Raw genomic sequence first — 6,896 nt, 5'->3', positions numbered from 1 at the left:
GTTCGCCTTCACCTGCCACCCGCGCCGGGAGCCGGCGCTGCGCTATGCCGAGGGCTCCGCGCCGGCTCCCGCCGCTGCCACCGTCCAACCGGGCAAATCCAACAGCCGGGGCGAACTCAGGACTGGATAAAACTTGGGGGCAAGGTCAACGACAGCAAGGCGCGGAGCAAAGGAGTTCGGCAGATCGCCGGTGCGCTGTGTGACTCGTCAACTCAGTTCGGCGAACTACTCAGCCGTTGGCCGAAGAGGGAAGTGTCGTTCTCTAGACAGCGACAAGAGGATACTGACTGATCCGCCTCAACTCTTGTCGTTATCGAGCTGCGCTATGGAGGTTGGCTTGAGCTACTTACTTTTTCGGTACCTCGTGGCGGGCGGACGCTTGAGGCATTGTCGAAAAAGTCTCGTGGCGATGTCGTCATCTACGGCAGAACCGTTGCGAGTTCGTAGATCGCCACGGCCGTCCCGAGTCGGCGCCAAGGGTGGGCCGAGGGTTGCGTCGATATAAGGTGCTGTTTCACCCTAGGTGTCTCTAAGTCGGCAGGCTGGCGGAATGCCGATCGACTTGATGCGGCGAACGATGGCTTTGTCGACGATGCGCTTGCCGTCCTTATCGTAGTATGTGAACGAAATGCCGGTCCGCTTGCGACGATACCCCGGCATCGTATCGCTGACGTATCGCAGTCCCTCTTCGGCGATCGCTGAGGCGACTTCAGCTATGCGGTTGGAGACTTCTTCAGCCCTGCTGTCTCGAAGCATCCTTCGTCCCTCTCGCAGGAAGAAGCGCTTGCGAAATAACGGCTTCCTCTCGAAGCGACAAGGTGCCGAGCGATGATTAGTTCCTCGCCGCTGATGAAGGGGAAGAACTACCTTCGAGGCCGCTCGCGCGTTCCGCTGACCAACCAGATGGCCTACTTTTGGCGAAAATTATTGACGTCCTTGGGAGAGGCCGCGGGCCTGTGCAAGCGCGAGCAATCGGTAGAGCAGCTTAGGAGGCGAGATTGTTCGTCTCTCGCTTTACGGAAACATCCTCTAGAATGGCCAAATCCGGTCTTGCGGCTTCGATGCAAACACGAGTTGCCTCTCTTAACGTCGACACAAGTACGTCGGCCTTGGAGCTTTCCTTCACAGAAACAGCTCTTTGTGAGTCGCCCGTGCCGCTCCAGAGCCCGACTAAAATGCTAGCATGTGGCAGCTTTCGGCGAAGGCGACGGACCGCGTAGCGAACCTGTGCCGGATTCGATGCATTGAGGTACGAAAGACAAACCATCGAAACGCCCTCCGTTTGCAATCGAAATATATTGCTTGTCGACAGAGCATCCGGTCCTTCGATCCGCGTCTGCAGTCCGTGGACGTTACACAGTTGGGCAAACATAATGCCAGCGGCTTCATCAAGCGCGGTACGGCCAGCGATACAGAGGACTGGATAGTCACCTTGCCATTCGACGGGGAGATCACTCCTCTTGAGGATTGGCAGATCGGGATAGATTGGTTCGGCGGCTGCCGCCTCGACCGCGGCGGCAGCCTCCGCGTCAATTGTCGAACGTTCGCCTCTCGGTTCCTGATCGGTTTGTTCTGAGAGATCTTCAGCAAATTCTCGGATCTTGACGAGGCGGGAATGGTCAAGGACGTCTCGTTCCAGGTCAGACTGGGCGAGCAGCAGACCCTTTATCGCTACCTCATCATAATATGAGGAGAGGGAACGCTCCTTGAGATATTCCTCGGCTTTTTCAGTTGCTTCGGTCGGATCGCCTGCGAGCATTCGTTGATAGAATATTTCAGCAGCAGACAGTGCCGGTCTGTCGCCGAACATCACGTCCAGAAACGCCAGACGTTCGACATGACGTCCGAGTACGACAAGGCAGACTGTCAAAGGGGTCGCGAGAACCAATCCGATCGGTCCCCATAACGCGGTCCAGAACGTCGCGGAGACTACTACCGCTATGGGCGACAGACCCGTACTGCGACCGTAGACCATCGGCTCGACGATCTGGCCGACGGCCGGTTCGACCACAAAGAATAGCGCGGCAGTCCAAACCAACATTGACCAGCCTGGTTGGACTGCAACCGCAAGCGCCAGTGGAAATGCCGCCGCAATGATCGAGCCGATGTAAGGGACGAATCGTAAGACTGCCGCCAGAATGCCCCAGAGAACAGCGCTCGGTATGCCGATCAACCAGAGCCCCGCTCCAATGAGGATGCCAAAACCGGTATTGATCAGGAGTTGATTCAGAAACAGGCGACTTAACCTGTTGCCAGCGTCATCGAGTGCAGCGGTCGTCCGCTGTAAATCGTGTGATCCTGCCAGGCGTATGAGGCGATTTCGAAGGTCTTCGCGTTGGATCAAAATGAAGATCACAAAGATCACGATGATCCCTGTGGTCGCCAGTGGCGATATCAAAGGCGCGATAAGCGACCGGAGGCTCTCCAGAGCTCCCGGGTCAGGTTGAAGAACCTCGACTGGGACAGGCGCAACGGGTCGAGATCCGAGCGGGCTACCGAGAGAAGGGCTGACTGATTTCTCCGGTACGGCTCCCTTCGGCTTATCCAGCTCCTTGCCCAGGTCCTGCAGCATTCCGGCGGCCCGTTCGAGCGTTGAGCTTCCACCTGTAATGCCCCGCACTGATTGAATTTTGGACTGGATCGTCACTTGGTATGAAGGAAGATCACCGGCAAGCCGGTTCAGCTGCGCCGCAATAAGGCTGCCCAAAGCGAAGATGATAGCGAAGGCGAATAGTACTACACCCACGACGGCAATGCCGCGCGGCACTTTCAGTCGTTGCAATGCGCTCACGGGAGAAGCCAGCGCGAAGCTGAGCAGAATTGCCAATGCAACTGGCACGAAGATCTCCYGACCGACGTAAAGGGCGGAGACGATGATCACGCCAAGTATCGCCAAAGCGACGGCGCCTACCAGTGACGCGACCTCTTCGGAAGTCTGGGGAACAACGAGTTTTGCCATGGTGCCGATCCAGCTCTAACGAGGAAGCGTTTAGCGATCGGCCACTGACCTCTCCCTCTAACGCGAGGGAAACCTATCGAGGCCATTGGTATCTATCAGGGGCGCCGGATTTAATACGGCGCCCCTGATAGCTTAGTTCCGATAGTCCGCTCGATCGATCTAGGATGAGCAGGGCTGTCGCTTGGCTGCGCTCACCGCAGCAGCAGGATCAGAATGATCAGGGGGATCGGTATTCCGACTAGCCAGAGAAGAATTGGCATTATTCGCTCCTGTCAGGTTCGCATTGCGGGTGAAAGTTTGCGGGACCTCGGTGTTCCATCACGTAGCTCACCGCCTTCCGTGGCGGCGAGGCTGGCGGAGAAGGCTCCGAGTAGAAGAGAGGCCGCGAGCCAGAATGCAAGCTGAGCTGTCGCCTTTCGGGCGGCATCCGAATCTGCCTTGATCTGCGCGATGACGTCGTTGACGCGCTTGTCCGCGTCAGCCTGGCTGAGGCCTGTTCGCGCGGCGACAACCTTCCCAACGTATTCGCGATCGTTCGCCTTTATGTCGGCTCCGCTTCGAAAGCTCGAAGTGAATAGACGCCCGAGTTCCTCGCGTGAGGCGTCGGCGCCCTGCGCTTGTGAGGATGGGGAGGCAAGTCGAAGCAAAGTGTCGACATAACCATCCATCGGTCCGGACCGGCTGGCCGTCGCCGCCGCTTGGCCCGCGGTTCCTAGACCTGCCCCCACCAAATTGGCTGCGGGTGTGACCAGGAGGATGGCGCCAAGCACTGCCGCAAGAGCCCATGAGACAAAGCCGTGGGCTGTGTCTCGAAAGTAGACCTCATCGGAGTGAACACTGACCCAGCGTGATCGCAATCGCCCAGCGATGTAGCCGCCGATGGACGAAGACAGCATGGCGATAACGATGAAGTAGAGACCAGTTCCGATCTTGAAGGTTGTTGCTGAAACCCCGGCGCCAGACCATGGAGAGACAACGGACAGGCCGAGCCCGACACCGAACGCGAGGAGAAGCAATGTGAGCGCGCAAGAAACGACTGCTCCCGCTGTAACGGCAGCCCACGAAACCCCGGCTACGGACGGTTCGCCGTCGGTCGCGGTTGGTTGGACAACGACAGTATCGATCATGCGTGCGCCTCATTTTGCGACGAAGATATTCGTCGTGCCGAAACAATGGGCAGCATTGACGAAGGTTCCCACGTGGCTTCTTTGTGGTTTTGCGCGTGACCGATTGCAATGTCCTATGAGGCCTACGGCATCTTGACGTTAGGCTCGCGGTCCCAGACGCGCAATTTCGAGAGGCCGTCGACGAATGACTTGGCCTCCTTTGCGCTTCCGATCGGGACGCAACCTTCGTCGAAATCTGCGGTGGCAATGCCGGCTTTCTCAAATAACGGCACTGCCGCGTCGGCGTAACCGATGAATTTGCAGTGCGCGAAGGCGTCGGCGACGAAATCGCGCGCTGCAGACTCCAGTATCAGGTCATCCATAGCATCTGCGCCAGGCAGAAGCGCGACCGCGTCGTACAGAACGGATGGCCCTCCGTCGATCATCTGGTCGGCGTCGATCCAGCTGCCGTCGCTGGCTTCGGCACCCGTCACCTTCGGCGCGACGATCTCGTAGGTCGCTCCGGCCTTGTTGAGGGCGGCCTTGAGGGCCTTGAGAATGCCTGCGTCCGAACCGTCGGAGACGAGGATACCGAGCTTTCGACCCTCGAAGCGCTCAGGCCCGTTTTCGACGATGCTCAGGGCGGGGGAAGGATCGAGATCCCGACGCGTCGCGACGGCTGCATCCGCGGCTTTCGGCATCTTCTTCAAGCCAAGCTTATCCGCGACCTTGCTGGCCAGTGTCTCATCAATATTGAGGAGGTGCGCGACCATACGCTCCCGGATTGCTGGAATCTTCACCTTGCTGAGCTCGAACGTCAGTGCGGCAGCGATGTGGGACTGCTCGCCTGCGGTCTGGCTAATGAAGAACTGGCGAGCTTGGCTATAGTGATCCGCAAAACTTTCTGCGCGGAGACGGCGCTTGGCACCTTGCTCGTCGTCGGCGAACGGCGTGAAGCCGCGCTGCGGCGATTCCCTTGGACCTTCGCCGAAGGAGTTCGGCTGGTAATTCGCACGTCCGACCGGGTTGCGCAAAGCCATATGGCCGTCTTGCTGAAAGTGCGCGAACGGGCATTTGGGCGCGTTGATGGGTATGTGAGTGAAATTGGGGCTGCCCAAGCGCTTCAGCTGCGTGTCGAGATACGAGAAATTGCGCCCCTGAAGGAGCGGATCGTTTGAGAAGTCGATACCCGGCGGAACATTCTGGGTCATGAAGGCGACCTGCTCAGTCTCCGCAAAGAAGTTGTCGGGCATGCGATCTAGCACCAGCCGTCCGACCGGAACGGGAGGGAGGATTTCCTCGGGAATGATCTTGGTCGGATCGAGCACGTCAAAATCGAACGCGTCTGCGAAATCCTGGTCGAATAATTGAAGTTGCAGCTCCCATTCCGGGAAGTTGCCGGTCTTGATGGCTGTCCAGAGATCGCGACGGTGGAAGTCGGGATCGGCACCGTTGATCTTGACCGCTTCGTTCCAGACGACCGACTGCAAGCCGAGTTTCGGCTTCCAGTGGAACTTGACGAAGGTGGACTCCTGCTTCGCATTGACGAGACGGAACGTGTGGACCCCGAAACCCTCCATGAAGCGAAACGAACGCGGGATGGCGCGGTCGGACATGACCCACATGACCATGTGCATGCTTTCGGGGGTAAGGCTTATGAAGTCCCAGAAATTGTCGTGTGCAGACTGCGCTTGGGGAAAGGCGCAATCCGGCTCTTCCTTCACCGCGTGGATCAGATCGGGAAACTTGATGGCGTCCTGAATAAAGAAAACCGGGATATTGTTGCCGACGATGTCCCAATTGCCTTCCTGCGTGTAGAGCTTCACCGCGAAACCTCTCACGTCCCGGGCGAGATCGACTGATCCCTTGCTTCCGGCGACGGTGGAAAATCGCACGAACGCAGGCGTCTTTTCACCAGCTCGCTGAAACAGGTCAGCCTTCGTGTATTTCGCCAGTGACTTGTAGGTCTCGAAGAACCCGTGCGCCGCATATCCTCGAGCATGCACGACCCGCTCGGGAATGCGCTCGTGGTCGAAGTGGAAGATCTTCTCGCGGAAATGGAAGTCCTCAAGCAACGTAGGTCCACGAGGACCGATCTTCAGCGAATTCTGGTCGTCTGATACCAGTCCGCCTTGAGCCGTGGTTAAGACGGCGGTCTTACCCGCCGCGATCTGATGGAGTTCGCCGCCTTCACCCCGGCTGAGCTTTTGATCGTGTACGGTTGCTGTCCCCGCCGATGCGCGGCTCGATTTCGTCGTCTTGGCCATTTTGAGGATCTCCCGGCGACACCAGTGGAACTCCTCAATCCGCCCGTGTGGCATCCGTTCCTGTATTGGCTCGGCTGAGACTAATTCCGCCAACATCGACCGCGGTGCGCGCCGAGCTTAGCTGCTCGCCCTCGTGGTCGGTCCTTTCTCTTCACGTCTGGCCCGCAAGGCCTCTTCTCTCAGTTCGCTACCGATCATCGTTCGGGTCAAACTGGTTACGGAACTAATCAGGCGCCGTTGGCTTATCGTGCTCCCCTAACAGTAAGGATTTGTGATGAAACGAGTTGTCATGAGCTCGCTGCTTGCAGCAGTCTTGCTTCTTCCCGCGGCGGCATCAGCTCAGGGCGTGCTCGGAGGCGTCGAGCGCGGCTCTAGCGAAGGCGAGCGGGCAGCGGGTCCGGTCGGTGGAATCGTTGGAGGAGCCATTGGCGGTGTCGTCGGTGGGATCAATGGCATACTCGGGATCGATCAGCGGTGACCTTGCCCCCAAGTTTTATCCAGTCCTGAGTTCGCCCCGGCTGTTGGATTTGCCCGGTTGGACGGTGGCAGCGGCGGGAGCCGGCG

At 58.5% G+C, this 6,896-nt stretch carries 4 protein-coding genes and 1 pseudogene; 1 reads left to right on the top strand and 4 read right to left on the bottom strand.

Annotation, left to right across the window (positions count from 1 at the left end; genetic code table 11):
- Nucleotides 1-519: 519 nt before the first annotated feature.
- From AB4Z51_RS43705 to AB4Z51_RS43690, 4 genes are all read right to left on the bottom strand, one after another.
- Nucleotides 520-756, bottom strand: a complete 237-nt coding sequence (locus AB4Z51_RS43705; protein WP_196236589.1) for a hypothetical protein — start codon at nt 754-756, stop codon at nt 520-522.
- A gap of 229 nt (nt 757-985) precedes the next feature.
- A complete protein-coding gene (locus tag AB4Z51_RS43700; protein ID WP_441499651.1) occupies nt 986-2,959 on the bottom strand; it encodes an AI-2E family transporter in 1,974 nt (657 codons plus the stop codon).
- Nucleotides 2,960-3,231: 272 nt separating this feature from the next.
- Complete coding sequence (locus AB4Z51_RS43695; protein WP_441499650.1) at nt 3,232-4,086, bottom strand: hypothetical protein; 855 nt, start codon at nt 4,084-4,086, stop codon at nt 3,232-3,234.
- A 122-nt stretch (nt 4,087-4,208) separates the two neighbouring features.
- Nucleotides 4,209-6,332 (bottom strand): catalase, encoded by a 2,124-nt coding sequence (locus AB4Z51_RS43690; protein ID WP_028160084.1) that lies wholly within the window; start codon nt 6,330-6,332, stop codon nt 4,209-4,211.
- Between the two features lie 274 nt (nt 6,333-6,606).
- On the opposite strand from AB4Z51_RS43690, the pseudogene AB4Z51_RS43685 reads away from it, so the two are divergent.
- Nucleotides 6,607-6,807: pseudogene (locus AB4Z51_RS43685) on the top strand (DUF1236 domain-containing protein); the annotation flags it as partial.
- Nucleotides 6,808-6,896: the final 89 nt, after the last annotated feature.

It is taken from the genome of Bradyrhizobium sp. 2TAF36 (assembly GCF_052114925.1).
GTDB classification, from domain to species: domain Bacteria; phylum Pseudomonadota; class Alphaproteobacteria; order Rhizobiales; family Xanthobacteraceae; genus Bradyrhizobium; species Bradyrhizobium barranii.
Note: the sequence above shows the minus strand (reverse complement) of the source record. Positions and strands in the feature narration are given on the sequence as shown.